Annotated in this window: 28 protein-coding genes; 19 read left to right on the top strand and 9 right to left on the bottom strand. The window is 61.9% G+C overall.

Features of this window, described 5'->3' with window-relative positions:
* Window positions 1-153: 153 nt before the first annotated feature.
* On the top strand, window positions 154-1,608 hold the full coding sequence (locus ACW9IB_RS25780; protein ID WP_457415973.1) for a TrkH family potassium uptake protein: 1,455 nt from the start codon (window positions 154-156) through the stop codon (window positions 1,606-1,608).
* Here the strand turns inward: ACW9IB_RS25780 and ACW9IB_RS25775 are convergent.
* Window positions 1,565-2,620 (bottom strand): AraC family transcriptional regulator, encoded by a 1,056-nt coding sequence (locus ACW9IB_RS25775; RefSeq protein WP_457367193.1) that lies wholly within the window; start codon window positions 2,618-2,620, stop codon window positions 1,565-1,567. The two genes, ACW9IB_RS25780 and ACW9IB_RS25775, sit on opposite strands and share 44 nt — an antisense overlap.
* A gap of 162 nt (window positions 2,621-2,782) precedes the next feature.
* On the opposite strand from ACW9IB_RS25775, the gene ACW9IB_RS25770 reads away from it, so the two are divergent.
* From ACW9IB_RS25770 to ACW9IB_RS25755, 4 genes are all read left to right on the top strand, one after another.
* The gene (locus tag ACW9IB_RS25770) at window positions 2,783-3,094 is read left to right on the top strand and encodes an Mpo1-like protein (RefSeq protein WP_457367192.1); all 312 of its coding nucleotides are present in this window, start codon (window positions 2,783-2,785) and stop codon (window positions 3,092-3,094) included.
* A 147-nt stretch (window positions 3,095-3,241) separates the two neighbouring features.
* Entirely contained in the window at window positions 3,242-3,370 is a 129-nt protein-coding gene (locus ACW9IB_RS25765) for a hypothetical protein (RefSeq protein WP_457367191.1), read from the top strand.
* A 71-nt stretch (window positions 3,371-3,441) separates the two neighbouring features.
* On the top strand, window positions 3,442-3,624 hold the full coding sequence (locus ACW9IB_RS25760; RefSeq protein ID WP_457415972.1) for a hypothetical protein: 183 nt from the start codon (window positions 3,442-3,444) through the stop codon (window positions 3,622-3,624).
* Between the two features lie 126 nt (window positions 3,625-3,750).
* Window positions 3,751-4,956: an MFS transporter gene (locus ACW9IB_RS25755; protein WP_457415971.1), complete on the top strand. Its 1,206-nt coding sequence runs from the start codon at window positions 3,751-3,753 to the stop codon at window positions 4,954-4,956.
* On the opposite strand, the gene arfB is transcribed toward ACW9IB_RS25755, so the two are convergent.
* On the bottom strand, window positions 4,953-5,366 hold the full coding sequence (gene arfB / locus ACW9IB_RS25750; protein ID WP_457415970.1) for an alternative ribosome rescue aminoacyl-tRNA hydrolase ArfB: 414 nt from the start codon (window positions 5,364-5,366) through the stop codon (window positions 4,953-4,955). The genes ACW9IB_RS25755 and arfB overlap by 4 nt on opposite strands.
* Before the next feature lie 110 nt (window positions 5,367-5,476).
* Window positions 5,477-6,901, bottom strand: coding sequence for an amino acid permease (locus ACW9IB_RS25745; protein WP_457415969.1), 1,425 nt, complete (start codon window positions 6,899-6,901; stop codon window positions 5,477-5,479).
* A gap of 562 nt (window positions 6,902-7,463) precedes the next feature.
* On the opposite strand from ACW9IB_RS25745, the gene ACW9IB_RS25740 reads away from it, so the two are divergent.
* Together ACW9IB_RS25740 and ACW9IB_RS25735 are read left to right on the top strand one after the other, a co-directional pair.
* Window positions 7,464-7,601 (top strand): hypothetical protein, encoded by a 138-nt coding sequence (locus ACW9IB_RS25740; RefSeq protein WP_034100099.1) that lies wholly within the window; start codon window positions 7,464-7,466, stop codon window positions 7,599-7,601.
* A 73-nt stretch (window positions 7,602-7,674) separates the two neighbouring features.
* Window positions 7,675-8,634 (top strand): leucyl aminopeptidase, encoded by a 960-nt coding sequence (locus tag ACW9IB_RS25735; RefSeq protein WP_457415968.1) that lies wholly within the window; start codon window positions 7,675-7,677, stop codon window positions 8,632-8,634.
* Between the two features lie 216 nt (window positions 8,635-8,850).
* Here the strand turns inward: ACW9IB_RS25735 and rluB are convergent, their stop codons facing one another.
* From rluB to ACW9IB_RS25710, 5 genes are all read right to left on the bottom strand, one after another.
* Complete coding sequence (gene rluB, locus ACW9IB_RS25730) at window positions 8,851-10,062, bottom strand: 23S rRNA pseudouridine(2605) synthase RluB (protein WP_457415967.1); 1,212 nt, start codon at window positions 10,060-10,062, stop codon at window positions 8,851-8,853.
* Window positions 10,063-10,247: 185 nt separating this feature from the next.
* A complete protein-coding gene (gene scpB / locus ACW9IB_RS25725) occupies window positions 10,248-11,174 on the bottom strand; it encodes an SMC-Scp complex subunit ScpB (RefSeq protein WP_457367184.1) in 927 nt (308 codons plus the stop codon).
* 12 nt (window positions 11,175-11,186) lie between these two features.
* Window positions 11,187-11,885, bottom strand: coding sequence for a segregation and condensation protein A (locus ACW9IB_RS25720; protein ID WP_457415974.1), 699 nt, complete (start codon window positions 11,883-11,885; stop codon window positions 11,187-11,189).
* Window positions 11,886-12,005: 120 nt separating this feature from the next.
* A complete protein-coding gene (locus ACW9IB_RS25715; RefSeq protein ID WP_457415966.1) occupies window positions 12,006-12,635 on the bottom strand; it encodes an L-threonylcarbamoyladenylate synthase in 630 nt (209 codons plus the stop codon).
* 13 nt (window positions 12,636-12,648) lie between these two features.
* A complete protein-coding gene (locus tag ACW9IB_RS25710; protein WP_457367182.1) occupies window positions 12,649-13,512 on the bottom strand; it encodes a PHP domain-containing protein in 864 nt (287 codons plus the stop codon).
* An 87-nt stretch (window positions 13,513-13,599) separates the two neighbouring features.
* Between ACW9IB_RS25710 and ACW9IB_RS25705 the strand changes: the two genes are divergently transcribed.
* The 7 genes from ACW9IB_RS25705 (at window position 13,600) to ACW9IB_RS25675 (ending at window position 19,147) form a co-directional block, all read left to right on the top strand.
* Window positions 13,600-14,196, top strand: a complete 597-nt coding sequence (locus ACW9IB_RS25705) for a septation protein A (RefSeq protein ID WP_457367181.1) — start codon at window positions 13,600-13,602, stop codon at window positions 14,194-14,196.
* 1 nt (window position 14,197) lies between these two features.
* Window positions 14,198-14,497 (top strand): YciI family protein, encoded by a 300-nt coding sequence (locus tag ACW9IB_RS25700; RefSeq protein WP_071489417.1) that lies wholly within the window; start codon window positions 14,198-14,200, stop codon window positions 14,495-14,497.
* A 108-nt stretch (window positions 14,498-14,605) separates the two neighbouring features.
* Window positions 14,606-15,013 (top strand): translation initiation factor 2, encoded by a 408-nt coding sequence (locus ACW9IB_RS25695; protein WP_457367180.1) that lies wholly within the window; start codon window positions 14,606-14,608, stop codon window positions 15,011-15,013.
* Window positions 15,014-15,020: 7 nt separating this feature from the next.
* Entirely contained in the window at window positions 15,021-15,698 is a 678-nt protein-coding gene (locus ACW9IB_RS25690; protein ID WP_457367179.1) for a response regulator transcription factor, read from the top strand.
* A 180-nt stretch (window positions 15,699-15,878) separates the two neighbouring features.
* Window positions 15,879-16,343, top strand: coding sequence for an LTXXQ domain protein (locus ACW9IB_RS25685; protein ID WP_457367178.1), 465 nt, complete (start codon window positions 15,879-15,881; stop codon window positions 16,341-16,343).
* A 68-nt stretch (window positions 16,344-16,411) separates the two neighbouring features.
* Window positions 16,412-17,758, top strand: coding sequence for a sensor histidine kinase (locus tag ACW9IB_RS25680; protein ID WP_457415965.1), 1,347 nt, complete (start codon window positions 16,412-16,414; stop codon window positions 17,756-17,758).
* Window positions 17,759-17,797: 39 nt separating this feature from the next.
* Window positions 17,798-19,147, top strand: coding sequence for a CoA transferase (locus ACW9IB_RS25675; RefSeq protein WP_457415964.1), 1,350 nt, complete (start codon window positions 17,798-17,800; stop codon window positions 19,145-19,147).
* 133 nt (window positions 19,148-19,280) lie between these two features.
* On the opposite strand, the gene arcD (ACW9IB_RS25670) is transcribed toward ACW9IB_RS25675, so the two are convergent.
* A complete protein-coding gene (gene arcD, locus ACW9IB_RS25670) occupies window positions 19,281-20,708 on the bottom strand; it encodes an arginine-ornithine antiporter (protein WP_457415963.1) in 1,428 nt (475 codons plus the stop codon).
* 429 nt (window positions 20,709-21,137) lie between these two features.
* Between arcD (ACW9IB_RS25670) and arcD (ACW9IB_RS25665) the strand changes: the two genes are divergently transcribed.
* From arcD (ACW9IB_RS25665) to ACW9IB_RS25645, 5 genes are all read left to right on the top strand, one after another.
* The gene (gene arcD / locus ACW9IB_RS25665; RefSeq protein ID WP_457367174.1) at window positions 21,138-22,565 is read left to right on the top strand and encodes an arginine-ornithine antiporter; all 1,428 of its coding nucleotides are present in this window, start codon (window positions 21,138-21,140) and stop codon (window positions 22,563-22,565) included.
* Between the two features lie 24 nt (window positions 22,566-22,589).
* Window positions 22,590-23,846: an arginine deiminase gene (gene arcA, locus ACW9IB_RS25660; RefSeq protein WP_457415962.1), complete on the top strand. Its 1,257-nt coding sequence runs from the start codon at window positions 22,590-22,592 to the stop codon at window positions 23,844-23,846.
* Window positions 23,847-23,915: 69 nt separating this feature from the next.
* Complete coding sequence (locus ACW9IB_RS25655; RefSeq protein WP_457415961.1) at window positions 23,916-24,926, top strand: ornithine carbamoyltransferase; 1,011 nt, start codon at window positions 23,916-23,918, stop codon at window positions 24,924-24,926.
* A gap of 215 nt (window positions 24,927-25,141) precedes the next feature.
* The gene (gene arcC, locus ACW9IB_RS25650) at window positions 25,142-26,071 is read left to right on the top strand and encodes a carbamate kinase (protein ID WP_457415960.1); all 930 of its coding nucleotides are present in this window, start codon (window positions 25,142-25,144) and stop codon (window positions 26,069-26,071) included.
* Between the two features lie 18 nt (window positions 26,072-26,089).
* Complete coding sequence (locus tag ACW9IB_RS25645; protein ID WP_457415959.1) at window positions 26,090-26,452, top strand: DUF5064 family protein; 363 nt, start codon at window positions 26,090-26,092, stop codon at window positions 26,450-26,452.
* The last annotated feature ends 93 nt before the right edge of the window (window positions 26,453-26,545 follow it).

Here is a 26,545-nt window from a genome sequence, read left to right as displayed (position 1 = left end):
CGATAACGAGCTGTCAATCAAGGAATTTGTTGCTGATCTACCGCTATCGCAGGCAAGCCAGCTCCCACAGTTGAACAGCATTGCTCCCCCGACCGGTTTACATGCCCTGCACCCCGGGTAGAATGGCGCCTCTGCCCTACTCGAGTTCACTTCATGGCGTTGCCGACCCTGCGCATCATCGGTTTCATCATCGGCATCTTCCTGATCACCCTCGCGATCGCCATGGTCGTGCCCATGGCCACTCTGGTGATTTTCGAGCGCACCGGCGACCTGCCGTCGTTTCTGTGGGCCAGCATGATCACCTTTCTCGCCGGCCTGGCGCTGGTGATTCCCGGTCGCCCCGAGCATGTGCACCTGCGCCCGCGGGACATGTACCTGCTTACCGTGACAAGCTGGGTGGTGGTTTGCGTGTTCGCCGCGCTGCCCTTTCTGCTGACCCAGCACATCAGCTACACCGACTCGTTTTTCGAAAGCATGTCCGGCATCACCGCCACCGGCTCCACCGTGCTGAGCGGGCTGGACAGCATGTCGCCGGGCATCCTGATGTGGCGTTCGCTGCTGCACTGGCTCGGCGGCATCGGCTTTATCGGCATGGCGGTGGCGATTCTGCCGCTGCTGCGCATTGGTGGCATGCGCCTGTTCCAGACCGAATCCTCGGACCGCTCGGAAAAGGTCATGCCCCGCTCACACATGGTGGCGCGGCTGATCGTGGCGGCGTACGTGGGTATCACCATTCTCGGTAGCCTGGCATTCTGGTGGGCCGGCATGGGCCTGTTCGATGCGATCAACCATGCCATGTCGGCGATTTCCACCGGCGGTTTTTCCACCTCCGATGAATCCCTGGCCCACTGGAAACAACCGGCGGTGCACTGGGTGGCGGTGGTGGTGATGATCCTTGGCAGCCTGCCGTTCACCCTGTACGTGGCCACGTTGCGCGGTAACCGCCGGGCACTGCTCAAGGACCAACAGGTGCAAGGTCTGCTGGGCCTGCTGCTGGTGACCTGGCTGGTACTCGGCACCTGGTACTGGTGGACCACCGATCTGCACTGGCTGGACGCTCTTCGCCACGTGGCACTGAACGTCACCTCGGTAGTGACCACCACCGGGTTTGCACTGGGCGACTACAGCCTGTGGGGCAACTTCTCACTGATGCTGTTTTTCTACCTGGGCTTCATCGGCGGTTGCTCCGGCTCCACCGCCGGCGGGATCAAGATTTTCCGCTTCCAGGTCGCCTATATCCTGCTCAAGGCCAACTTGAACCAGCTGATTCATCCACGTGCGGTGATCAAGCAGAAGTACAACGGCCACCGCCTCGATGAAGAAATCGTGCGTTCGATCCTGACCTTTTCGTTTTTCTTCGCGATTACCATCTGCGCCATCGCCCTGGCCTTGTCATTGCTGGGCCTGGACTGGATGACCGCGCTGACCGGCGCCGCCAGCACCGTGTCCGGCGTGGGCCCGGGGCTGGGGGAAACCATCGGGCCAGCCGGCAATTTCTCCAGCCTGCCGGACGCCGCCAAGTGGATCCTGTCGTTTGGCATGCTGCTGGGTCGGCTGGAGATCATCACGGTGTTTGTGCTGTGCATTCCGGCGTTCTGGCGTCACTGACCGCCGCTTCCAGCAGCCGCGCCCGGTATTCCCCGGGCGTGGCATCGAACCAGCGGCGGAACGCCCGGAAGAAATTGCTCGGGTCGGCAAAGCCCAACAGGTAGGCAATCTCCAGCAAGGTCATGTTCGGCTGCGCCAGGTACTGCTCGGCCAGTTCGCGGCGGGTGTCGTCGAGCAACGCCTGGAAACTGGTGCCCTCCTCTTGCAAACGCCGTTGCAAGGTGCGCTGGGACAGGTGCAGCGTCTGGGCCACCACCTCGCGCTTGGGCTCACCCTGGGGCAGCAGGCGGCACAGCACCTGCCGGGCCTTGTGGGTCACGCGGCTTTCCGAGAACCGTGCCAGGTACTCACCGGCAAACCGATCGTGCAACAACGCCATGGCCTCGTTGGCCGTAGGCAATGGTGCGTCCATGTCAGCCTTTTCGAAAATCAGCGCGTCATAGGGCGCATTGAATTCCAGCGGGGCGTGGAAGGCTTGTTTATAGGGGGCCAGGTCCGCCGGCTGATCACCTTGCAGCACGACTTTGCGCGGTTGCAGGGTGCGCCCGGTCAGCCAGCCACACAGTGCCAGCGCACAGGCCAGCGACGCTTCGGCACTCTGGCGGGTGGGCGGCAGATGATCGCCGTGCACCGTCAGAATCAGCGCATAGCCTTCGGGTAACAGGCGGAAGCTCAAGTCGGCGCTTTCGGCGATGATGCGCTGGTAACGCACCAGTCGCATGAACCCCTCGGCCAGGGTGTTGCTGGACATCAACGCATAGCCGGCCACATGAAACGACGCCGGGCGCACCACCTTGCCCATGTTCAGGCCGATCGCCGGGTTACCCGACAGCTCCACCGCCCGCTGCCACAGCCGGGTCATGGAGTCTTGCGGAAAACGGGCATCGGGGTCGTCGAGGGCGGCGTAATCCAGGCCCAGTTGCTTGAACAAGGCTCGGCAATCCAGGCCGTCCATTTCCAATGCCTTGACTATCCCCATCGCCCAGCTTGCAGAAGTTGTTCGTTCGCTCATGGCGTCTTCTTAATCAAAGCAGGCTCATAACGGCAGCCAGGAAGCCAAGGATACTAAAGTGGCATCTATTGTCACTGGCTGTTACCACTGATCACTCTAGACTCAAATAAGCTCCCCGCCGAACATCTGTTGGGCGGTACAACAATCAAAGGGCCGTCCACCGTGGAAAACGTCAAGCGATTCAACAGCTTTGCCGAGTTTTACCCTTATTACCTGGCTGAACACGCCAACAGCACCTGCCGGCGCCTGCACTTTATCGGCACCACGCTGGTGATAGGCATTCTGGCGTATGCCATTGGCAGAGGGTCGCTGGGGTTGCTGATCGTCTTGCCGATTGCCGGCTACGGCTTCGCCTGGGTCGGGCACTTCTTCTTCGAAAAAAACCGCCCGGCCACCTTCCAGCACCCGCTCTACAGCCTGTTGGGAGATTTCGTGATGTACCGCGACATGATCCTGGGCAAAGTGCCGTTCTAGCCGCGCGACCGTTTAAACGAAGAAAGTTCGGATAGCCGGCGACATAAAAATCTTTTTGTCATTTGCAGTGCTGTATCCTGCCAAGGCTTTTTGAGAGCGCGGAATCACCTGCGATTGAAAAAACAGACCTTGCGAGGAGCGACGACGATGCACGAGATACCCAATCTCCCCTTCCCAAGCCTGCACCCTACAGAGCAGCCAACACCGCAGCAGGCCAGCGACCAGCAGCCTGAGGCCAAAGAAGCCAAACCAGCCGACAGCGAAAGCCAGGGCTGAGCCGTACCAGACCGTGTGGAAAGCGCACCTTTGAGCGCTTTCCACACTGCCTGAACCACCCGAGGTACCGCATGACCGACACCCTCCCCGACACCCAGGACACCGCCGTACTCGACGCCGCCCTGCAGATGGTCGAAATCTGGACCCGCCTCAGTGCCGACAAGCAAGCCGCGCTGCTCAAGCGCTTCGGCACCCAGGAAAACGCCCTGGCCGCACTGGTCACAACGCAACTGTTGACCGCCACCCAGTCCTGAATACCCGGCTTGAACGTCCTGAGGCGTTTTTGATCTGACGTTTTTGCCATTTACCGCCCAACGCACGGTCCGGCACCGGTATCATTAGCAGCCTATCTTTACCTGCTGCAACAGTGGACCTTTCCCATGCCAGATACCCAGCGCCCCATGGCGGTCACGCTGCAAGTCGTTTCCATCGTCCTGTTCACCTTTATCGGCTACCTGAATATCGGCATTCCTTTGGCCGTATTGCCGGGTTATGTGCACAGCCAGCTGGGCTTCGGCGCGGTGATCGCCGGCCTGGTGATCAGCGTGCAGTACCTGGCCACCCTGCTGAGTCGCCCGTACGCCGGGCGTATCATCGACAACCTAGGCTGCAAGCGTGCCGTGCTGATTGGCCTGGTGGGCTGCGGCCTGAGCGGCGTGTTCATGCTGCTCGCGGCCTGGCTGTCGAGCCTGCCGGCGCTGAGCCTGGCCAGCCTGTTCATCGGCAGGCTGGTGTTGGGCAGCGCGGAGAGCCTGGTGGGTTCCGGCGCCATTGGCTGGGGCATTGGCCGGGTCGGCTCGGCCAACACGGCCAAGGTGATTTCCTGGAACGGCATCGCCAGCTACGGTGCGCTGGCCGTCGGTGCGCCACTGGGCGTGCTGCTGGTCAGCCATTTCGGGCTGTGGAGCATGGGCGTGAGCATCATCCTGCTGGCCGTGCTCGGCCTGAGCCTGGCCTGGCGCAAAGAAGCGGTGCCGATTGTCACCGGTGTGCGCCTGCCGTTCATGAACGTGCTGGGCCGGGTCTTCCCCCACGGCTGCGCGCTGGCCCTGGGCTCAATCGGGTTCGGCACCATCGCCACCTTCATCACCCTGTATTACACCACCCAGCACTGGGATAACGCGGTGTGGGCCCTGAGCCTGTTCGGCGCCAGCTTTATCGGCGCGCGCTTGCTGTTTGGCAACTTGATCAACCGGATCGGCGGCTTTCGCGTGGCAATCGTCTGCCTGTCGGTGGAAATCCTCGGCCTGCTGCTGTTATGGCTGGCGACGGACGCCAACCTGGCGCTGGCCGGTGCGGCGTTGAGCGGGTTCGGATTTTCCCTGGTGTTTCCGGCGCTGGGGGTAGAGGCAGTCAATCTGGTGCCAGCTTCCAGCCGAGGCTCGGCAGTGGGGGCGTACTCGCTGTTTATCGACTTGTCGCTGGGCATCACCGGCCCGCTGGCCGGGGCGGTGGCGGCAGGCTTCGGCTTTGCGTCGATCTTCCTGTTTGCCGCCCTTGCCGCCCTCGGTGGCTTGTCGCTGAGCGTCTATCTGTACCGGCAGGCCCCCAAGGCCCGCGAGGCCCGCGAGGCCCGCGGCGCCTAGAAGTCGACCTTGCCGCGCCCGGCCTTGATGCTACCGCGCTTGGTCTTGGATTCCAGCCGACGCTTCTTCGAGCCCAGGGTCGGCTTGGTGGGACGGCGCTTCTTTTCGACCTTGGTGGCGCTCTGGATCAACTCCACCAGCCGCTCCAGCGCATCCGCGCGATTCTGCTCCTGCGTACGGTATTGCTGGGCCTTGAGCACCAGCACGCCGTCGCTGGTGATCCGGCTGTCGCGCAATGCCAGCAATCGCTCCTTGTAGAACTCGGGCAACGACGACGCCGGAATATCAAAACGCAGGTGTACCGCGCTCGACACCTTGTTCACGTTCTGCCCACCGGCGCCCTGGGCGCGAATGGCGGTCAGCTCGATCTCGGCATCGGGCAGGTGCACGTTGTTGGAAATCACCAGCATGGGCAGCGCAGTCCTCTGAAAGGCCTCCAAGGATACGCGAATGCGCAGGGCCTGCCCCTTGAAACAACAAACCCGGCACAAGGCCGGGTCTGCTCGACGACATCAGGCGGTTACTTCGCCGCAGAAGGTGCAGCAGCCAATGTGTCCTGCGCACTGCGCCTGCCCTTGACGCAGTAGCACAAGCCCATAAACGCCACCCACACCGGAATCGCATACACCGACACCTGGATCCCCGGAATCATCAGCATGATCACCAGGATAAACACCACGAACGCCAGGCAAATGATGTTGCCGTAGGGGTACCACAACGCCTTGAACAACGGCGTCTGGCCGTTGCGGTTCAGGTGCTGGCGGAACTTGAGGTGGGAGAAGCTGATCATCGCCCAGTTGATCACCAGCGTGGCCACCACCAGGGACATCAGCAGTTCCAGCGCGTGTTGCGGTATCAGGTAGTTCATCAGCACCGCCACCAGGGTGATGGCGGCGGATGCGAGGATCGAACGCACCGGCACGCCGCGCTTGTCGATCTTTGCCAATGCCTTCGGCGCATCACCCTGCTCGGCCATGCCCAGCAGCATGCGGCTGTTACAGTAGGTGCCGCTGTTGTACACCGACAGGGCGGCGGTCAGTACCACGAAGTTGAGGATGTGCGCGGCGGTGTTGCTGCCCAGCATCGAGAACACCTGTACGAACGGGCTGCCGCTGTAGGCATCGCCGGAAGCATTGAGGGTCGCCAGCAGGCTGTCCCACGGTGTCAGCGACAACAGCACCACCAGGGCGCCGATGTAGAAGATCAGGATGCGGTAGATCACCTGGTTGATCGCCTTGGGGATCACCGTGCGCGGCTGATCGGCTTCGGCTGCGGTGAAGCCGAGCATTTCCAGGCCACCGAAGGAAAACATGATGATCGCCATGGCCATCACCAGCCCACCGACGCCATGGGGGAAGAAACCACCGTGTTCCCACAGGTTGCCTACCGACGCCTGGGGCCCGCCGCTGCCGCTGACCAGCAGGTAGCTGCCCAGGGCGATCATGCCGACGATGGCCACGACCTTGATGATCGCAAACCAGAACTCGGCCTCACCGAAGACCTTGACGTTGGCCAGGTTGATCACGTTGATCAGCACGAAGAAGCCCGCCGCCGAAACCCAGGTCGGGATCTGCGGCCACCAGTAATGGATGTATTTGCCGACGGCGGTCAGCTCGGACATGCCCACCAGAATGTACAGGATCCAGCAGTTCCAACCCGACAGGAAGCCGGCGAAACCGCCCCAGTACTTGTGGGCAAAATGGCTGAAGGAGCCGGCCACCGGCTCTTCGACAATCATTTCGCCGAGCTGGCGCATGATCATGAAGGCGATGAAGCCACAGATGGCATAGCCCAGGATCATCGACGGGCCGGCCGACTTGAGCACCCCGGCGGAGCCCAGGAACAGGCCGGTGCCGATGGCGCCACCGAGGGCGATCAACTGGATATGACGGTTTTTCAGGCCACGTTTCAGTTCGCCTGAAGCGGAAGGAGGGTTGCCACTCATGGAAAGGTTCTCCAGGAGTCAAGCGTGTGTCTTACGGTCATGCGCCACCTGTTTATTTTTATCTGTGACGAAATCGAACCCGCCAGGCTCGTGGCCGGGCGGAGTGATCAGGGCGGATAAACCCTGAGGTCTTGGCCTTTTGCGTGGTTACGCAAGGGAGTCACAGTAAAACGCGGCGCATTGTACACCGCTCGACTGCTTGCGGATGCACCAGGAAGGCGCACGCGACGATCTGTCAGGTATTTCTTACGGCTTGAGGATGCCCAAGCCCGTCTCGCCAAACGCGTAACTTAAACGTTACAGCTGTAAATTCTGCGTTACAAACAAGCTAAAACCGTCAGTCGACGGAAAAATGTCGGTAGGAAATTTCTGACCCATTTAATAACTCAGTCGATTGTTTTTATTGATTAAAAAATTTTCGAGGAAAACAGAAAAAATAATTCAAATGAAACCGTGTCAATAAATTTTTTGCATTTTGAAACACATACACCTAGGTTCGATGCTTGCCAGCGAAGCCCGTTGGCAAGCCGTTCTCAAACATACGTCCTCTAGGAGATACACCATGCAAGTACTGGAAAACGACCTGGAAACCGAACTGCAACTCGACGATTGGTTTGAAGCGCCGACCCATGAGGCCGCCGTAGAAATGATGCAGGCCGACGCCGTTGTGCCGTTCGGCACTGCAATGTGGCCGTTCTGACACACGGCAGGCATTCGGCAGGTGCTGTGCACGGCACCTGCCTCCTTACCCAAGGCACAGAAGGACACCCGTCATGGACAAGGCCCGCGCCGTCGAACACTTTCTCTACTACCTCGCGCATCACCCGGCTCTCCACGGCCTGAACCGCCCCACGGTGCTGCTGGGCCATACCGAACGCTACGACACCATCGCCCAGGCGATCACCCAGGGCAGCACCGCCCGCTTCAACTTCCAGGTGCAGCGCCTGGACCTGGCCGCCACCGATACGCTGGCCCAGGCCATCGAGGCCTGCGACCTGTACCTGTTTCTCTATGACTCCTCCACCCTGCCCAACCCGCGTGCCGAAGGCCCGGATTTTGTCCGTGCCCTGCAAGGCGTGATGGCCGAACACTGGAAGAAGTCCCTGCTGTTCAAGGACTACGGCGACTACTTCTACGACACCTTCAGCGTCGAGCCGCAGCGCATCGCCGACCTGAACGCCACGCTGATCCGCCGCATGTCCCAGGCCAACGTACTGAGCTTCACGGACAAGCATGGCTCCCGCCTGGAAGCGCCGCTGAGCAGTATCAAGAAGTGGACCAATATCAATGGCGTCGGCAATCACGACCTGGCTCCCGGCGAAATCGCCACCCACAGCGAAGCCATCAACGGCCAGGTGCGGTTCGTCGGCACCTTTCTGAGCACTATTCCCTTTGCGCGCAAATACGGCGTACTGCAATCGCCACTGGAGTTGTGGATCGAAAACTCGACCATCTGCAGTGTGGCCAGCGACGTACCGGGGCTAGCGGATGACTTCAACAAATACCTGAATGCCAACCCGTCCAACCGGCGTGTGGAAGAGTTGGGCATTGGCACCAATGAAGGCGTGAAGGACCTGTACGCGCGCAATGCCGGCTTCGAGGAGCGCCATTGCGGCTTGCACCTGGGCCTGGGTGGCGGGCAGAAAGGCAGCCACCACCTGGATTTGATCTTCGCCAGCGGCGTGTTGGCGCTGGATGACAAGCCGGTGTTTGATGGGCGATTTGCTTTCTAGCAAAAGCATCAGCATCAGCATCACAGCGATTCCTGTGGGAGCCGGGCTTGCCCGCGATGGCGGTGGATCAGTTGGCATATGTATCCAATGCCCCACCGCCTTCGCAGCGATGCGGCGACCCGACAAGCCAGCTCCCACAGTTGAACGCATTTCAAATCCAGATCCAAAAAAAAACGCCAACCCGAGGGTTGGCGTTTTTGTGCAGCACTTAAACCATCACTGCGGCTTCTTGCGACCGAAACCCGGGCGTTGACCCGAGCCGGCTGGCGCGCCACGGCGCTTGCCCGACGGCTCGTCCGCGACCAGTTTCGGACCTGGGCGCTTGTTCGCCGCTGGTTTGGCTGGGCGCTTGGTGCTGGCGTTGTCGGCCGGGCGATCCGCTTCTCCACGGTTGCTGCGACCACCCGCCGGGGCTGGGCGCGGTGCACGGGGTGCACGCTCGCCTTCCTGACGCGAGGGTGCGGTCGGGCGACGCTCGCCTTCAATGTGCGGCTGGCGCGAGATACGCCCACCGGTCGCCGGTGCATCCAGCGCCGGGCGCAGGGTGCGGGCAACACGTTCGGTGCGAGGCACCGGGCGCGACGATTTACGCTGCAGGCGCTCGAGCTTGTCTTTGCTCTTGGCGTTCAGTTGCGGCATCGCCACCGGTGTCAGGCCGACTTCGGCACTGAGGATGTCGACTTCGTACTGGCTCATTTCGCGCCAGCGGCCCATCGGCAGGTCGGAGTTGAGGAACACCGGACCGAACCGCACGCGCTTCAGGCGGCTGACCACCAGGCCCTGGGATTCCCACAGGCGACGCACTTCACGGTTACGTCCTTCCATCACCACGCAGTGGTACCAATGGTTGAAACCTTCGCCACCTGGCGCCTGCTGGATGTCGGTGAAACGCGCCGGGCCGTCTTCCAGCACCACGCCGGCCTTGAGGCGCTCGATCATCTCGTCGTCGACTTCGCCCCGCACACGCACGGCGTATTCGCGGTCCATCTCGTAGGATGGGTGCATCAGGCGGTTGGCCAGTTCGCCGTCGGTGGTGAACATCAGCAAACCGGTGGTGTTGATGTCGAGACGGCCGATGTTGATCCAGCGACCTTCTTTCGGGCGCGGCAGCTTGTCGAACACGGTCGGACGGCCTTCCGGGTCGTCACGGGTGCAGATCTCGCCATCGGGCTTGTTGTACATGATCACGCGGCGCACCGATTCGGCGGCCTCTTCACGCTTGATCACCTTGCCATCGATGGTGATTGCGTCGTGCAGGTCGACGCGCTGGCCGAGGGTGGCCTCGACGCCGTTGACCTTGATGCGCTTCTGGGTGATCCAGGCTTCGACGTCGCGGCGCGAACCTACGCCGATACGCGCGAGAACCTTTTGCAGTTTCTCGCCGGCGGGGCGGATATCGTGGCTGTCGTTCTGGTCTTGGTCGTTCATCTTAAGCACCTCCCGGTGGGTCGATTCAGGCATGGCCTGAAGAGTGTTGAAAGCAGGCTTTGGGCGAGCGCATCGCCAAAGGGTCGCGAATCATACGCCCATGGCGCGCGTTGCGCATCAGAGACTAGTCGATAAAGGCAAAGCCGCCGTATTTTCCGCCGACCGGTGCCCCTTGCGGGATCAGGTCAATCTTCGAACTGGCGGCGCTCGGCCTCGATAGCTTCGGCCAGCGCACGGGCTTCGTCTTCTTCGTCGCTCAGCGGCGGCTGTTCGAGGGCGGCGACGGCGGCCAGGAGCTTTTCGCGGGCCTCGGCGACGCCAAGAATGTCCTCTTCGAGTTCAGGCTCGGCTTCAACCTCAGGCTCGGCGTTCTCCTGAACCTGCGGGTCGACCGCATCGTCGCGCAGCAAGTCATCGAAGTCGGTCTTGATGCCCTGCTCCATGTCGTCCAGCTCCAGCAGCAAGGTATGGAAGCTGGTCTCGTCCTTGGGCTCTTCAGGCTCGGCCGTGGCGTCGGCCAACTCCTGCAAGCCTTGTGGCACCGGCGCGTCGTCGAAGTCGAGCACTGGTTCGGTTTCCATTTCGCGAAGCTCGGCGAGCGGAGGCAAATCGTCGAGGTTTTTCAGGTTGAAGTGGTCGAGAAAGGCTTTGGTGGTGGCAAACATCGCCGGCTTGCCGGGCACGTCGCGATAGCCGACGATGCGGATCCACTCGCGCTCCAGCAGCGTCTTGACGATATGGCTGTTGACCGCCACCCCGCGCACGTCCTCGATTTCACCCCGGGTGATCGGCTGGCGGTAAGCGATCAGCGCCATGGTCTCCAGCATCGCCCGGGAATAACGCTGCGGGCGCTCTTCCCACAATCGACCGACCCACGGGGAAAACTGCTCACGGATTTGCAGGCGATACCCCGAGGCCACTTCCTTGAGCTCGAACGCCCGCCCGTCGCACGACTTGCGCAGGATATCCAGGGCTTTCTTGAACACCGGCGGCTCCGGACGCTCGCCTTCTTCAAACAGTTCGAACAAACGCTCCATGGATTGCGGTTTGCCCGAGGCCAGGAGAAAGGCTTCCAGCAGCGGGGCCAGTTCGCGGGGTTCAGTCAGATTCATCGATTCAGCTCGTTATTCGGCTCGCGCCCGCACGTGGATGGCCGCAAAAGGTTCGTTCTGCACCAGCTCGATCAAGGACTCCTTGACCAGTTCAAGGATGGCCATGAAGGTGACCACCACGCCCAACTTGCCCTCTTCTGCCGTGAACAGCTCGACAAACGGCACAAAACCACCGCCCTTGAGCCGTTCAAGCACGTCGCTCATGCGCTCGCGGGTCGACAGGGCTTCGCGGCTGACCTGATGGCTTTCAAACATGTCGCCACGGCGCAGCACCTCGGCCATGGACATCAGCAACTCTTCCAGACTCACGTCCGGCAACAGCTTGCGCGCCCGGGCCTCGGGGGCGTCGAGCCTGGGCACGATCACATCGCGGCCCACGCGGCTCAGGCCATCGATGCCTTCGGCGGCGGCCTTGAAGCGCTCGTATTCCTGCAGGCGTCGGATCAGTTCGGCGCGCGGATCGTCCTCTTCGGCTTCGATCGTCTCCGAACGCGGGAGCAACATGCGGGACTTGATCTCGGCCAGCATCGCCGCCATCACCAGGTATTCGGCGGCCAGTTCCAGGCGCACCGACTGCATCAACTCGACATAGCCCATGTACTGGCGGGTGATTTCCGCCACCGGGATGTCGAGGATGTCGATGTTCTGCTTGCGAATCAGGTACAGCAGCAAGTCCAGCGGGCCCTCGAAGGCTTCAAGGAACACTTCCAGCGCATCCGGCGGAATGTACAAGTCCACCGGCATTTCGGTGACGGCCTGGCCGTACACCACCGCAAAGGGCAGTTCCTGCTGCGCGCCCGCCTGGCTGTCGACGGTTTCCACGACCGACATTCAGGCCTCGACCCTGAACGGCGCCGGGTCGCCGCAGCCTACACGGATCACTTCCGGCTCGCCGTCGGCCAGGTTGATCACGGTCGAGGCCTTGCCGCCGCCGAAACCACCGTCGATGATCAGGTCCACTTGTTTTTCCAGGAGTTGGCGCATTTCGTAAGGGTCTTCGAGGGGTTCAGTGTCGCCCGGCATGATCAGCGACACACTCATCAGCGGCTCACCCAGCTCTTCGAGCAGCGCCAATGCGATGGGATGCTCCGGCACCCGCAGGCCGATGGTGCGCTTTTTCGGGTGCAGCAGCAGCCGTGGCACTTCTCGGGTGGCATTCAGGATAAAGGTATAGGGCCCGGGCGTATGGGCCTTGAGCAGGCGGAACGTGCCGGTGTCGACCTTGGCGAACAGACCCAGTTGCGACAGATCGCTGCAGATCAGCGCAAAATTGTGTTTGTCGTCCAACTGACGCAAGCGGCGCACGCGCTCGACCGCACCCTTGTCGCCAATCTGACAACCAATGGCGTAGGACGAGTCCGTAGGGTAGATCACCACGCCACCGGCGCGAATGATCTCCACGGCCTGTTTAATCAGGCGCGCCTGGGGATTTTCCGGATGAATCTGGAAGAACTGACTCACATTTTCTACCTGTTCAGACGGTGACAAGAGCGGGGTCATGGTTGAAACGACGCCAAAGGGGTGGCAAATCGTCCGGAACCGCACGGTACTCGCCGATCTCGGACCAGCCGCCAGGGCCATGGAAATCACTGCCGGCGCTGACCAGCAGGCCAAATTCACGGGCCAGGATCGACAGGCTGCCCACTTGCTCGGCGGGCTGAAAACCATTGACCACTTCAAGCGCCTGGCCGCCCGCTTGAATATAGTCGGCAATCAGCTTGCGGCGCTTGCTGCGGGTGAAATCGTAATGCCAAGGGTGCGCCAGGCTCACCCAGGCGCCGGCATCGCGCAGGGTGCCGACGGTTTCCTCAAGGCTGGGCCAGTGTTGCTTGACGTCCCCCAGCTTGCCGGCCCCCAGCCATTTGCGAAAGGCTTCGGCGCGATCCTTGACGAACCCCTCGCGCACCATCCAGTCGGCGAAGTGCGGACGGGCCGGCGCGTTGCCGCTGTCGCCCAGCTCCTGCTGGATGGCGCGAGCCCCCTCCAGCGCATTGGGCATGCCCTTGAGGGCCAGCTTGCGGCTTATTTCTTCGGACCGCAGCCAGCGGCCATCGTGCAATTTGGCGATCGCCGCCACCAGGGGCGGGGCATCCACCTCAAACCCGTAGCCAAGCACATGAATGGTGGCGCCGCCCCAGGTGCACGACAATTCGACGCCATTGACCAGTTGCATGCCCAGGGCGTTCGTCGCCTCACGGGCTTCGGCCAGGCCTTCGACGGTGTCGTGGTCGGTCAGCGCGAGAATCCGCACCCCGTGTTCAAACGCACGCGCAACCAGTACCGCAGGCGCAAGGGCGCCGTCGGAGGCGGTGCTGTGGCAGTGCAGATCGACATTCACGGGCGTGTGTAACCTCAAGTCAGCTGGCGCTTTCGCAACCAAGGATGTTTGTTATTATGCCGCCACATCCAGCTTCTGGCTCTTACTGTGAAACAATTCATCGACTTCATCCCGCTGTTGCTGTTTTTCATCGTTTATAAACTCGACCCTCGCGTCATCGATCTGGCCGGCCATGAGCTGTCCTTCGGCGGCATCTACAGCGCCACGGCGGTGCTGATCATCAGCTCCATCGTGGTCTACGGGGCCATCTTCATCTCCCAGCGCAAACTGGAAAAAAGCCAATGGCTCACCCTGATCGCCTGCCTGGTGTTCGGTAGCCTGACCCTGGCCTTCCACAGCGAAACCTTTCTCAAATGGAAAGCCCCGGTGGTGAACTGGTTGTTCGCCCTGGCGTTCATCGGCAGCCATTTCATTGGCGATCGCCTGCTGATCAAGCGGATCATGGGCCACGCACTCACCCTGCCCGAGCCGGTGTGGTACCGCCTGAACATCGCCTGGATCGTCTTCTTTCTGTTCTGCGGCGCAGCCAACCTGTTCGTGGCCTTTACCTTCCAGAGCTACTGGGTCGACTTCAAGGTGTTCGGCAGCCTGGGCATGACCGTGCTGTTCCTGGTCGGCCAGGGGATCTACCTGTCGCGCCACCTGCATGACACCGACCCTACCACGCCCAAAACCGAGGACTGACATGCTCTACGCCATCATTGCCACCGACGTCGCCGACTCGCTGGAGAAACGCCTGAGCGTGCGCCCGGCCCACGTCGAGCGCCTGAAACAGTTGCAGGCCGAAGGCCGTATCGTGCTGGCCGGCCCACACCCGGCGGTGGACAGCAACGACCCGGGCGACGCCGGCTTCACCGGCAGCCTGATCGTCGCCGAGTTCGCCTCCCTCGCCGACGCCCAGGCCTGGGCCAAGGCCGATCCCTATGTCGCGGCCGGCGTGTATGCCGATGTCGTGATCAAGCCGTTCAAGCAAGTCCTGCCATAGCGCCGAGCCTGTGTCGAACCTGATACGTTCGGCACACTCCTAATTGCTCATTATTCTCGGTAACCTGCCGACAACGTTCTGAATATTCGTGTGGAATCAGGAGTTCCGATGCGCTTACGTCAGTTGTGTCTGTTGGCAGTGGTAATGATCGGGGCTACGGCCCACGCTGAAGAAACCCCGAACACCGGCAGCTCCACGGCCTTGTCCTTGAGTGCCGGCAGCCAGATCACCGAGTTGCAACAACGCTTGAAAGAGAGCGAACGGTTGCGCGAGGAACTGAGCAAGCAACTGCAAAACGCGGAAACCGCCCGCGAAAGCGCCCAATTGAGTCGCCTGCGCCAGGAGAACCAACGCCTTGCCCAGCAACTCAAAGAATCACAGGGCGGCGCCCTGGCCCGCTGGCTGACCGAGCAACAACAGTGGTTCGTCACCGGCGGGGCCGTCGCACTGATCGCCTTGCTGTGCGGGATCTTCGCCAGTGGTGGGCACCGTCGCCGTCGACAATGGCTAAATTGAGTGAGTCATGAGCGAGCTGTTACTGATAGATGATGACCAGGAGCTCTGTGAGCTGCTGACCAGTTGGTTGAGCCAGGAAGGCTTCCAGGTGCGCGCCTGCCATGATGGTTTGAGCGCACGCAAGGCCTTGGCCGACAGTGCCCCCGCCGCCGTTGTGCTCGATGTGATGCTGCCCGACGGCAGTGGGCTGGAACTGCTCAAGCAGTTGCGCAGCGACCATCCGGAACTGCCGGTGCTGATGCTTTCGGCGCGGGGCGAGCCGCTCGACCGTATTCTCGGCCTGGAACTGGGCGCTGACGATTACCTGGCCAAGCCCTGCGACCCCCGCGAACTCACCGCCCGCCTGCGCGCCGTGCTGCGCCGCAGCCACCCGGCCGCCGTGTCCACCCAGCTGGAACTGGGCGACCTGTGCTTCAGCCCGGTGCGCGGCGTGGTCAGCATCGACGAACAGGAGTTTTCCCTCACTGTCTCCGAAAGCCGCCTGCTGGAGGCGCTGCTGCGCCAGCCCGGCGAGCCGCTGGACAAACAGGAACTGGCGCAGATCGCCCTCGGCCGCAAGCTGACCCTTTACGATCGCAGCCTGGACATGCACGTGAGCAACCTGCGCAAGAAGATCGGCCCGCACCCGGATGGCCGCCCACGGATCGTGGCGCTGCGCAGCCGGGGTTATTACTACAGCCTCTAAGCGTTCCCTGTGGGAGCTGGCTTGCCTGCTCTCACAGGAGATGTGCCTGCCCTGACAGTTTTGTCAGTTCCAGCCAAAACCCTCTTTACCCAAGCTTTACCCACCCCTGACCGCCGCTGACCTTGATCTCCTTAACCTACTCACATCCGGACTCACCGGAATAGAGACAGGAGAATCACCATGCGCAAGACCCTTATCGCTCTGATGTTCGCCGCTGCCCTGCCCACCGTTGCCCTGGCCGCATTGCCTGACGGTCCCGGCCCGATGGGCGGCCCCGAAGGCCACATGATGGGTGGCCCTGGCCACGGCGGTGAACACGGCCCGCGTGGCAAAGGTGGCCCGTTCAGCCAGTTGGACCTGAGCCGCGAACAGCGTCAGCAGATCGGCAAACTGATGGGTGACCAATGGCACGCCCGCAAAGACCTGACCCAGAAGTACCTGAACAAACTGCCAGCCGCTGACCAGAAAGCCCTGCAGGACGAAATCGCCGCCGGCAAGCAAAAAACCCAGGCCGATATCCGTGCCGTGCTCAAGCCCGACCAGCAGAAGAAGTTCGACGAGATCGTCAAGCAACAGGCCGAGCGCCGTGCCGAGTGGAAGGAATTCCAGGCCTGGAAAGCGCAACAACCGCAAAAAGCGCAATAATGCTCTAGCGTCACGTTCACAGCCCAGTGGCCCCCGCCGCTGGGCTTTTTCCTGTTTGGGGGTTTTCTGTGCGTTCATTGTTCTGGCGCATCCTGGCCAGTTTCTGGCTGGCCATCGCTCTGGTTGCCGGGTTGTCGATCCTGCTTGGGCACATGCTCAATCAGGATGCCTGGATTCTCAGCCGTCACCCCGGCCTCAATACCCTGGCCGAAGACTGGACCCAACTCTATGAAAGCCAGGGCGAGGACGCTGCCCAGGAGTTGCTGCAACAGCGCAAGCGCCAGTACCACATCGACGTTCAGGTATTGAACGAAAGTGGCGACCCGGTGGTGCGCGGCACCTTCCCGCGGCGCGCCGCTGCCTTTGAAGCCCGGCAGAATGACAGCCAGGACGGCCACCTGCCCTGGCGGCGCCTGACCGCCGAGTACACCAGCGAAAAAACCGGCGACACCTACCTGCTGATCTACCGCATTCCCCACCCCGAGCTGGACGCCTGGCACCGCAGCAGCCTGCTGTGGCCGTTGAGCGCGCTGACCATTGCGCTGGTGGTGCTGACCCTGTTCAGCCTGCTGGTGACGCTGTCCATCACCCGCCCCTTGAGCCGTTTGCGCGGCGCGGTGCATGACCTCGGCCAGACCACCTACCAGCAAAACAGCCTGGCCCGTTTGGCCGACCGCCGCGACGAGTTCGGCGTGCTCGCCACCGACTTCAACCGCATGGGCGCACGCCTGCAAAGCCTGATCGGCAGCCAGCGCCAGTTGCTGCGCGACGTCTCCCATGAACTGCGCTCGCCCCTGGCGCGCCTGCGCATTGCCCTGGCGCTGGCGGAACGCGCCGGCCCGGAAGAGCGCGAACGCCTCTGGCCACGCTTGACGCTGGAGTGCGACCGCCTCGAAGCGCTGATCAGCGAAATTCTGGTGCTGGCCCGTGTTGATGCCGACAACGCCAGCGCCGAAGACATCGACCTCAACGCACTGCTCAAGGGCTTGCAGAAGGATGCACAGCTCAGCGCGCCGGACCAGGAAGTACACCTGAGCGCTGAAACCGACCTGCACCTCAAGGGCTGGCCGACCATGATCGAGCGGGCCGTGGATAACCTGTTACGCAACGCTCAGCGCTTCAGCCCACCTGGCCAGCCGATCGAGTTGCAGGCGCAGCGCCTGGGCGAGCGCCTGCTGATCAGCGTGCGCGACCATGGCCCCGGCGTCGACTCCGAACACCTGGGGCAACTGGGCGAACCGTTTTACCGCGCCCCCGGGCAAACCGCCCAGGGCCATGGCCTGGGCCTGGCCATCGCCCGGCGTGCGGCGGAACGCCATGGCGGCAACCTACTGCTGGATAACCACCCCGAAGGCGGATTCATCGCCCGTATCGACCTGCCGTTGGAACCCGGGGTTGCCACACCCGCCGGATGATCTTCTATAGTGGCCCTTCTCTAAAACGGAGGGCCTTTGATGACTGACCTGCTGACCCCCATCCAAGCCGCACTCGATCTGCCGCATACCCCACTGACAGTGACCGGAGCCGGCGCCTTGCCCTCGACCTTCGCCGTCACCGAACTGGCCAGCGCCAGCGTCGGTGCCGCCGGCCAGGCCGTGGCACGCCTGCTCGAACAACAAACCGGGCGCCTGCCCACTGTCACGGTGGACCGGCGTCTCGCCTCCTTCTGGTTCTCCTCCTCGATTCGCCCGGTGGGCTGGCAGGTGCCGCCGCTGTGGGACCCGGTGGCCGGCGACTATGCCAGCGCCGACGGCTGGATTCGTCTGCACACCAATGCGCCCCACCACCGCGCCGCCGCCGAGCGGGTGCTGGGCAAGGTTACGGACCGCGCGCAAATGGCCGCTCAGGTAGCCGCCTGGAATGCCGCTGAACTGGAACAGGCGATTGTCGATGAAGGCGGCTGCGCGGCGCAGATGCGCACCTGGCAAGCCTGGCAGGCGCATTCGCAGGGGCTGGCGGTGAATGCCGAAGCGCTGGTGCAGCGTGAGACATTCGACACCGTCATCGACAAGCCGTGGCTCGGCTCGGTCGCCCGCCCCCTGGCCGGCATCAAGGTACTGGACCTGACTCGCGTGTTGGCCGGCCCGGTAGCCAGCCGTTTTCTCGCAGGCCTGGGCGCCGACGTGCTGCGTATCGACTCACCCACCTGGAACGAGCCGGGCGTGGTGCCGGAAATGACCCTGGGCAAACGCTGCGCCCGCCTGGACCTGAAGACCCCTCACGAGCGGCAGGTGTTCGAAAACCTGCTCAAGGACGCCGACATTCTGTTCCACGGCTACCGCGCCGATGCGCTGGAACACCTGGGCTATACCGCCGCCGAATTGCACGCCATCGCCCCCGGGCTGATCGACGTGAGCCTCAACGCCTATGGCTGGAGCGGCCCGTGGCGCAACCGCCGGGGCTTCGACAGCCTGGTGCAGATGAGCAGCGGAATTGCCGCCGCCGGCATGGCCTGGAAACAATCGGATAAACCCGTGCCGCTGCCGTTGCAGGCGCTGGATCACGCCACCGGGTACTTGATGGCCGCCAGTGCGATTCAGGCGTTGAGCGAGCGGTTGAAGTCGGGGCGTGGAGGCTCGGCACGGTTGTCGTTGGCGCGCACGGCGACGTTATTGGTGGAGGCTGGGCAAGTGCCGGAGCACGTGGCGTTGCGAGCCGAAGAGCCGAGTGATCAAGGCGTGCTGGTGGAGCAGACGGTCTGGGGCCAGGCCCATCGACTGCTGCCGCCGTTGACCCTCAGCGGCACACCGTTGCAGTGGGATTTGCCGGCGGGAGAATTGGGCTCGCATCGGGCTCGGTGGTGACCTGAAGGCCGCTATCGCAGGCAAGCCAGCTCCCACATTTTGACCGCATTCCAAATGATGTACTCGGTCAAATGTGGGAGCGGCGGTGCGACGATTCGACTTGCTCGCGAAAAGGGCGACAGGTACCCCCATCTCACAATGACAACACCCCGCTGTACAAGCCGTATGCCGCCAGCCCCGCGCCTGCAATCACGCAGGCGAAAATGCCTTTTTCCACCGAGGTAAACAAGGGTCGGCGCTGCTCACGCTTGGCCAACGCGAACAGAATCACGCCCGGCGCATACAGCAACGCCGACAGCAGCAGGTACTTCAAACCGCCGGCGTACAACAGCCACACCGCATACCCGAGGGCAATGAGGCCCACCAGCAAATCCTTGAGGCGTTGGCCGTGGGCGCCCGCATAGGTTTCGCCACGCCCGCTCAACAGCACCGCATAGGCTGCCGACCACAGGTACGGCACCAGAATCATCGATGAGGCGAGGTAGATCAGCGTGGTATAGGTGCTGTGGGAAAACAGCGTGATCACCAGAAACGCCTGAATCATCACGTTGGTCAGCCACAACGCATTGACCGGCACCTGGTTGGCGTTCTGCTTTTTCAGGAAGGCCGGCATGGTCTTGTCCTGTGCCGTGGCGTGGAGGATTTCCGCGCAGAGCAACGCCCAGGACAGCAAGGCACCCAGCAGCGACACGGCCAGGCCCAGGCTGATCAACAGCGCGCCCCAGGGCCCGACGATATGCTCCAGCACCCCCGCCAGCGACGGGTTTTGCAGGCCGGCCAGTTCCGGCTGGCCCATGATGCCCAGCGACAGCACGTTTACCAGCACCAACAGCGCCAGCACCCCGAGAAAGCCGATCACCGTGGCGCGGCCCACGTCGGCGCGTTTTTCCGCACGCGCCGAATACACACTGGCACCCTCGATGCCGATGAACACGAACACCGTGACCAGCATCATGTTGCGCACCTGGTCGACCACACTGCCGAACTGCGGGTTGCCCAGCCCCCAGATATCGCGGGTGAAGATATCGGCCCTGAACGCCACGGCAGCGATCACGATGAACATCACCAGCGGCACGATCTTCGCCACCGTGGTGATCTGGTTGATGAACGCCGCCTCTTTGATGCCTCGCAGCACCAGAAAATGCACGGCCCACAACAGCAGCGATGCACAACCGATGGCCACCGGCGTATTGCCTTGGCCGAACACCGGAAAAAAGTAACCGAGGGTACTGAATAGCAACACGAAGTAACCCACGTTGCCCATCCAGGCACTGATCCAGTAGCCCCAGGCGGATGAGAATCCCATGTAATCGCCGAATCCGGCCTTGGCGTACGCATACACGCCGGAATCCAGCTCGGGTTTGCGGTTGGCCAGGGTCTGGAACACGAAGGCCAGGGTCAGCATGCCGACGGCGGTGATCGCCCAACCGATCAGCACCGCGCCCACCTCCGCGCGCGCTGCCATGTTCTGCGGCAGAGAGAAGATGCCGCCACCGATCATCGAGCCCACCACCAGGGCGATCAGGGCACCCAGTCGAAGTTTCTGCGCGGGTTGGGACATGGACACTCCTGTGCAGTGAACCGTTGTTCGAGCCAACAACCGTGCACTCGAATGATTAACTCAGCGAGTGTAGCGGTAATTGGAAAACACGAATTAAGCCGACGCGCTAATAGCCTATTGGCATGACCCTTAATAGGCTTAAGGCCTATTTAGAATTTAAATACTGCAACTGCGAAACCCTCGTCCAAAAAGTTTGCACATTCGAAAAAACGGACTAGCTTCAAACGTCCATACCCCTGACTAAATGATTAACCACAACGGACACAAGGCTCTGGAAAGCGCCTTGCCGAGGACTTTTATCGCCCGCGAACGCTCAACCCAAGTCATTAATTCACAATGGAATGTGCCAATGAAGTGATCTGAGTCAGCTGTTTGATTAGCGCACGGAATTATTCTGTGGTCTCTCTTCTCCTGCATTGGAGTCATGCAATGTCTGAAACTCCCGGAAAACTAAAACTGGGTGCATTGGTTGCACTTGTCGTGGGTTCGATGATTGGCGGCGGCATCTTCTCCCTGCCGCAGAACATGGCGGCCAGTGCCGATGTGGGCGCGGTGCTGATCGGGTGGGTCATCACCGCCATCGGCATGCTGACCCTGGCTTTCGTGTTCCAGACCCTCGCCAACCGCAAGCCCGACCTCGACGGCGGGGTCTACGCCTACGCCAAGGCCGGTTTCGGCGACTACATGGGTTTCTCATCCGCCTGGGGCTACTGGATCAGTGCCTGGCTCGGCAACGTCGGCTACTTCGTGCTCTTGTTCAGCACCCTCGGTTACTTCTTCCCGGTGTTTGGCGAAGGCAATACCCCCGCCGCCGTGATCGGCGCCTCGGTGCTGCTGTGGGCCGTGCACTTTCTGGTGCTGCGCGGCATCAAGGAAGCGGCGTTCATCAACCTGGTGACCACCGTCGCCAAGGTGGTACCGCTGCTGCTGTTCGTGTTGATCGCGCTGTTCGCGTTCAAGCTGGACATTTTCACCGCTGACATCTGGGGCGTGAAAAACCCGGACCTGGGCAGCGTGATGAACCAGGTGCGCAACATGATGCTGGTCACTGTGTGGGTGTTCATCGGCATCGAGGGCGCGAGCATCTTTTCCTCCCGCGCAGAAAAACGCTCCGACGTGGGCAAGGCCACGGTCATTGGCTTCATCACCGTGCTGCTGTTCCTGATGCTGGTGAACGTGCTGTCCCTGGGGATCATGACCCAACCGGAACTGGCCAAATTGCAGAACCCGTCGATGGCCGCCGTGCTGGAGCACGTGGTGGGCCACTGGGGCGCGGTGCTGATCAGCGTCGGCCTGATCATTTCCCTGCTCGGGGCGCTGTTGTCGTGGGTGCTGCTGTGTGCGGAGATCATGTTCGCCGCCGCCAAGGACCACACCATGCCGGAGTTCCTGCGCCGCGAAAACGCCAACCAGGTGCCCGCCAATGCCCTCTGGCTGACCAACGCCATGGTGCAGATTTTCCTGGTGATCACGCTGTTTTCCGCCAGCACTTACCTGTCGCTGATCTACCTCGCCACCTCGATGATCCTGGTGCCTTACCTGTGGTCGGCGGCCTATGCACTGCTGCTGGCGGTGCGTGGCGAAACCTATGAAGCCGCCCTGGCCGAACGCAAGAAAGACCTGTTCATCGGCGCCATCGCGTTGATCTACGCCATCTGGCTGCTCTACGCCGGCGGCGTGAAATACCTGCTGTTGTCCGCCCTGCTCTATGCCCCTGGCGTGATCCTGTTCGCCAAGGCCAAACGGGAGCTGGGCAAACCGATTTTCACCAATGTCGAGAAGCTGATTTTTGCCGCAGTCGTCCTGGGCGCCCTGGTGGCGGCCTATGGCCTCTACGACGGCTTCCTGACTCTGTAACTTTTGTTCACTGGAGGATCTGTAATGACCACGGAAAAAGTGAAGTACGGCGTACACTCCGAAGCCGGCAAACTGCGTAAAGTCATGGTGTGTTCCCCCGGTTTGGCCCACCAGCGGCTGACCCCCAACAACTGCGATGAACTGTTGTTCGATGACGTGCTGTGGGTGGCCCAGGCCAAGCGCGACCACTTCGACTTCGTGACCAAAATGCGTGAGCGGGACATTGATGTGCTGGAAATGCACAACCTGCTCACTGACATCGTGGCCATCCCCGAGGCACTGGACTGGATCCTGGAGCGCAAGATCACCGCCAATACCGTTGGCCTGGGCCTGGTCGGCGAAGTCGGCTCCTGGCTGCGCAGCCTGGAACCGCGCAAGGTCGCCGAATACCTGATCGGTGGCGTGTCAGCCGATGACCTGCCGAGCAGCTTCGGTGGCAAGGCCATCGAAATGTTCCGCGATTTCCTCGGCCATTCGAGCTTCATCCTGCCGCCGCTGCCCAACACCCAATTCACCCGCGACACCACCTGCTGGATCTACGGCGGCGTGACGCTCAACCCGATGTACTGGCCGGCGCGACGCCAGGAAACCCTGCTGGCCACCGCCATCTACAAATTCCACCCCGAGTTCACCAACGCCGACTTCCAGATCTGGTACGGCGACCCCGACCAGGAACACGGCGCCTCCACCCTGGAAGGCGGCGACGTGATGCCGATCGGCAACGGCGTGGTGCTGATCGGCATGGGCGAGCGTTCGTCCCACCAGGCCATCGGGCAATTGGCGCGCAACCTGTTCAAGAACAAGGCCGTGGAGAAAGTCATCGTCGCCGGCCTGCCCAAGTCTCGCGCGGCGATGCACCTGGACACCGTGTTCAGCTTCTGCGACCGCGACCTGGTCACCGTTTTCCCCGAAGTGGTCAGCCAGATCGTGCCGTTCACCCTGCGCCCTGACGAGAGCAAGCCCCACGGCATCGATATCCAGCGCGAGAAAACCAACTTCCTCGACACCGTCGCCGCCGCCCTCGGCCTCAAGGCCCTGCGCGTGGTGGAAACCGGCGGCAACAGCTTCGCCGCCGAACGCGAACAGTGGGACGACGGCAACAACGTCGTGGCCGTGGAGCCCGGCGTGGTGATCGGTTACGACCGCAACACCTACACCAACACCCTGCTGCGCAAGGCCGGTGTGGAAGTCATCACCATCAGTGCCGGCGAACTGGGCCGGGGCCGGGGCGGCGGCCACTGCATGACCTGCCCGATCATCCGCGACCCTATCGACTACTAAGCGACCATCCCCTGGCCGGCGTCCATAAGACACCGACCAGGCAGATCACCGAATCTCAGGAGAATCATCATGGCGTTCAACATCCACAACCGCAGCCTGCTCAGCCTGGAACACCATACCGAACGCGAGCTGCGCTATCTGCTGGACCTGTCCCGCGACCTCAAGCGCGCCAAGTACACCGGCACCGAACAGCAACACCTCAAGGGCAACAACATCGCGCTGATCTTCGAAAAAACCTCGACCCGCACCCGCTGTGCCTTCGAAGTGGCGGCCTATGACCAGGGCGCCAACGTCACTTACATCGACCCGAACTCTTCGCAGATCGGCCACAAGGAAAGCATGAAGGACACCGCCCGCGTGCTCGGGCGCATGTACGACGCCATCGAGTACCGGGGCTTCAAGCAGGAGATCGTCGAAGAGCTGGCCAAGTTCGCCGGCGTGCCGGTGTTCAACGGCCTGACCGATGAATACCACCCCACCCAGATGATCGCCGACGTGCTGACCATGCGCGAACACGCCGACAAGCCCCTGCATGAAATCAGCTACGCCTACCTCGGGGACGCGCGCAACAACATGGGCAACTCGCTGCTGCTGATCGGCGCCAAGCTGGGTATGGACGTACGCATCTGCGCGCCGAAGGTACTGTGGCCCCACGATGACCTGGTGAGCCGTTGCAAGGAATACGCGCAAGCCAGCGGCGCGCGCATCACCCTCACCGAAGACCCGAAAGCGGCGGTCAAAGGCGTGGACTTCATCCACACCGACGTGTGGGTGTCCATGGGCGAGCCGGTGGAAGCCTGGGCCGAGCGCATCGAGCAACTGCTGCCCTATCAAGTGAATGCCGAACTGATGAAAGCGTCGGGCAACCCACGGACCAAGTTCATGCACTGCCTGCCGGCGTTCCACAACAGCGACACCAAGGTGGGCAAACAGATCGCGGAACAATACCCGCACCTGGCCAATGGCATCGAAGTGACCGACGACGTGTTCGAGTCGCCGGCGTGTATCGCCTTCGAGCAAGCGGAAAACCGCATGCACACCATCAAGGCGATTTTGGTGTCGACCCTGGCTGACCTCTAAGGCACGGCACCGTCAATGTGGGAGCTGGCTTGTGTGAGATCTGGCTTTTGTGGGAGCTGGCTTTTGTGGGAGCTGGCTTGCCTGCGATGCAGGCAACTCGGTCGATCAGATAGACCGCGGTGATGCCATCGCGGGCAAGCCCGGCTCCCACAAAAAGCCCGGTTCCCACATTGACTGCGTTCCTTCATCAGAATTTTTTCAGAAGGACATTTTGTATGCGTATCGTCGTTGCACTGGGCGGTAACGCCCTGCTCCGCCGGGGTGAGCCCATGACCGCGGACAACCAGCGCGCCAATATCCGGATCGCCACCGAACAGATCGCCAAGATCCATCCTGGCAACGAACTGGTGATCGCCCACGGCAATGGCCCGCAAGTCGGCCTGCTGTCGTTGCAGGCCGCCGCCTACACCCAGGTTTCACCCTACCCGCTGGACGTGCTGGGCGCCGAGACCGAGGGCATGATCGGTTACATCATCGAACAGGAACTGGGCAACCTGCTGGACTTCGAAGTGCCCTTCGCCACCCTGCTCACCCAGGTCGAAGTGGACGCCAAGGACCCGGCTTTCAAGAACCCGACCAAGCCCATCGGCCCGGTGTACTCCAAGGCAGAAGCGGAAAAACTCGCCGCCGAAAAAGGCTGGGCCATTGCGCCGGACGGCGACAAGTACCGCCGCGTGGTCGCCAGCCCGCGCCCTAAACGTATCTTTGAAATCCGCCCGATCAAGTGGCTGCTGGAAAAAAGCAGCATCGTGATCTGCGCGGGTGGCGGCGGCATCCCGACGATGTATGGCGAAGACGGCAAGCTCAAAGGCATCGAAGCGGTGATCGACAAGGACCTGTGCTCCTCGCTGCTGGCCGCGCAACTGGACGCCGATCTGCTGGTGATTGCCACCGACGTCAACGCCGCCTTCATCGATTACGGCAAACCCGGCCAGAAGGCCATCGGCCAGGCCCACCCCGACGAAATCGAAAAGCTCGGCTTCGCCGCCGGCTCCATGGGCCCCAAGGTGCAAGCGGCTTGCGAGTTCGCGCGCCAGACTGGCAAAACCGCCGTCATCGGTTCACTCTCGGACATCGAAGCCATCGTCCAGGGCAGCGCCGGTACCCGCATCAGCACGGCAAAACCTGGCATCACCTACCTGTGAAGCAGAGGAGAAACGCCTATGGCCACGTTTGAACCCGGTCACTTGCACATCGAGCGTCACGCGCTCAATGCCAACGACTACAGCTACGACCTGTGCATCGACTATGAAGTCAGCCAGGACCCCAAGGAAGGCAAGGGCATGCTCTTCAAGCTGCATGGCTCGGTGCAGGGCAAGGACCTCAAGGAAGAATTCTTCCTGCCCAAGGACCAGGCGTTCGACTTTGCGCGGCATGCGATGAACATCGCGCAGAAATACGGCATGCCCAAGACCGCCGTACTGAGCGGGGCGATGCACAAGCAATATGACCTGATGTTCGAGGATGTGCGGCATCAGCTGGATGTGAAATCCGGCGACCCGGTCAAGCCTGAGCACCTGGAATGACCTTTCCCTCATAGGCAAAGCAGGACAAATGTGGGAGCTGGCTTGCCTGCGATAGCTGTGCATCAGTGACAGAAATGTTGCCTGACCCACCGC

The organism is Pseudomonas sp. SDO524_S393 (genome assembly GCF_054071875.1).
This window is presented reverse-complemented; position numbering and strand designations above follow the sequence as displayed.

What these genes read in the sequence shown, in the direction of transcription:
- ACW9IB_RS25735 (WP_457415968.1), top strand. Translation starts at nt 7,675, where the DNA reads ATGGACAAGGCCCGCGCCGTCGAACACTTTCTCTACTACCTCGCGCAT.
- arcA (WP_457415962.1), top strand. Translation starts at nt 22,590, where the DNA reads ATGACCACGGAAAAAGTGAAGTACGGCGTACACTCCGAAGCCGGCAAA.
- ACW9IB_RS25685 (WP_457367178.1), top strand. Translation starts at nt 15,879, where the DNA reads ATGCGCAAGACCCTTATCGCTCTGATGTTCGCCGCTGCCCTGCCCACC.
- arfB (WP_457415970.1), bottom strand. Translation starts at nt 5,366, where the DNA reads ATGCTGGTGATTTCCAACAACGTGCACCTGCCCGATGCCGAGATCGAG.
- ACW9IB_RS25700 (WP_071489417.1), top strand. Translation starts at nt 14,198, where the DNA reads ATGCTCTACGCCATCATTGCCACCGACGTCGCCGACTCGCTGGAGAAA.
- ACW9IB_RS25695 (WP_457367180.1), top strand. Translation starts at nt 14,606, where the DNA reads ATGCGCTTACGTCAGTTGTGTCTGTTGGCAGTGGTAATGATCGGGGCT.
- ACW9IB_RS25765 (WP_457367191.1), top strand. Translation starts at nt 3,242, where the DNA reads ATGCACGAGATACCCAATCTCCCCTTCCCAAGCCTGCACCCTACAGAG.
- arcD (WP_457367174.1), top strand. Translation starts at nt 21,138, where the DNA reads ATGTCTGAAACTCCCGGAAAACTAAAACTGGGTGCATTGGTTGCACTT.
- ACW9IB_RS25775 (WP_457367193.1), bottom strand. Translation starts at nt 2,620, where the DNA reads ATGAGCGAACGAACAACTTCTGCAAGCTGGGCGATGGGGATAGTCAAG.
- ACW9IB_RS25675 (WP_457415964.1), top strand. Translation starts at nt 17,798, where the DNA reads ATGACTGACCTGCTGACCCCCATCCAAGCCGCACTCGATCTGCCGCAT.
- ACW9IB_RS25690 (WP_457367179.1), top strand. Translation starts at nt 15,021, where the DNA reads ATGAGCGAGCTGTTACTGATAGATGATGACCAGGAGCTCTGTGAGCTG.
- scpB (WP_457367184.1), bottom strand. Translation starts at nt 11,174, where the DNA reads ATGAATCTGACTGAACCCCGCGAACTGGCCCCGCTGCTGGAAGCCTTT.
- ACW9IB_RS25645 (WP_457415959.1), top strand. Translation starts at nt 26,090, where the DNA reads ATGGCCACGTTTGAACCCGGTCACTTGCACATCGAGCGTCACGCGCTC.
- ACW9IB_RS25780 (WP_457415973.1), top strand. Translation starts at nt 154, where the DNA reads ATGGCGTTGCCGACCCTGCGCATCATCGGTTTCATCATCGGCATCTTC.
- arcC (WP_457415960.1), top strand. Translation starts at nt 25,142, where the DNA reads ATGCGTATCGTCGTTGCACTGGGCGGTAACGCCCTGCTCCGCCGGGGT.
- arcD (WP_457415963.1), bottom strand. Translation starts at nt 20,708, where the DNA reads ATGTCCCAACCCGCGCAGAAACTTCGACTGGGTGCCCTGATCGCCCTG.
- rluB (WP_457415967.1), bottom strand. Translation starts at nt 10,062, where the DNA reads ATGAACGACCAAGACCAGAACGACAGCCACGATATCCGCCCCGCCGGC.
- ACW9IB_RS25740 (WP_034100099.1), top strand. Translation starts at nt 7,464, where the DNA reads ATGCAAGTACTGGAAAACGACCTGGAAACCGAACTGCAACTCGACGAT.
- ACW9IB_RS25655 (WP_457415961.1), top strand. Translation starts at nt 23,916, where the DNA reads ATGGCGTTCAACATCCACAACCGCAGCCTGCTCAGCCTGGAACACCAT.
- ACW9IB_RS25760 (WP_457415972.1), top strand. Translation starts at nt 3,442, where the DNA reads ATGACCGACACCCTCCCCGACACCCAGGACACCGCCGTACTCGACGCC.
- ACW9IB_RS25745 (WP_457415969.1), bottom strand. Translation starts at nt 6,901, where the DNA reads ATGAGTGGCAACCCTCCTTCCGCTTCAGGCGAACTGAAACGTGGCCTG.
- ACW9IB_RS25755 (WP_457415971.1), top strand. Translation starts at nt 3,751, where the DNA reads ATGCCAGATACCCAGCGCCCCATGGCGGTCACGCTGCAAGTCGTTTCC.